The sequence below is a fragment of the Ruegeria sp. CK2 genome (assembly GCF_056536585.1).
Genome location: NZ_JBQFPW010000070.1, coordinates 1 through 876 on the forward strand (window position 1 = coordinate 1; position 876 = coordinate 876).

Sequence of the window (876 nt, forward strand, 5' to 3'; positions counted from 1 at the left end):
TTATTGAGAGCTTCGGACACAGACAGTCGCGGTACCGACAAGAGCCCATTGGGTTTGGTCTCTGCAGCTTCCATGTCGAGATTGAAAATCTCATATTGATGTTCCGCCTCATCGTCGAGTCCTGTTACGATGACATCAAATGTGTAAGAGGGTTCTTCGGCAATGAACCAATGTACGTTGTCGTCATCCTCACCAATGGAAGACAAGTCACCTGCGCCTATCAACTTGTCTACAGTGGGTCGAATTGTCAGAGCATGCTCTCCTCGCAACACTTGATCATATTGGCGAAGCCGGAATGCTCCAGCTAATGGCAGATGGGCTGAAACCATGTTCGAATGGCCGTGCGGAATAATCGACCGACCGGTGTCGACTGCAAAGAGTTTTGGCAGGAAGCTCAAAGTTCTACGCTCGTCCGATCCAAAGCTGATCTTTGTAGTGGAAACACCCAGTTCGGCAAATCCGATCCGCGATGCGAGGCGGTCAAAGTCTATAGCACGCATTATATCGTGCTCAGACACCTGGGAGAGCAATTCATAAATGCCTGACCGCCATTCTTCCAACGTGAGCACTTCACCACGCAAGGACCCCGACAGTTCATCAATCCTGGAGACAAGCATATCCACTTCGCGGCCAGTTGATCCTGCAAATGCCGAATGACCAGTACCAACACTCAGTAGCGAGGTGATGGCACCCAATTGGGCGATGACTGATCGGCGAGTTGGTTTGTGGTACATGCGGCGAAGGTATCACAAACAGGGTCATCACGTAATGATTTGAGGTTCAAAAGCTAACGGCAGCAACGTCCTGCATAGCTGCCGGGTCACATCACAGGACCGGACATTCTGGACCCCAAAACCCGCCATTCGTTAAGGATGC

General features: G+C 50.9%; 1 protein-coding gene. It reads right to left on the reverse strand.

Annotation, left to right across the window (positions count from 1 at the left end; genetic code table 11):
- Positions 1 to 734 (reverse strand): hypothetical protein (locus ACR0BU_RS24730; protein ID WP_480739583.1); only part of this gene is annotated, 734 nt, incomplete at its 3' end.
- Between the last annotated feature and the right edge of the window lie 142 nt (positions 735 to 876).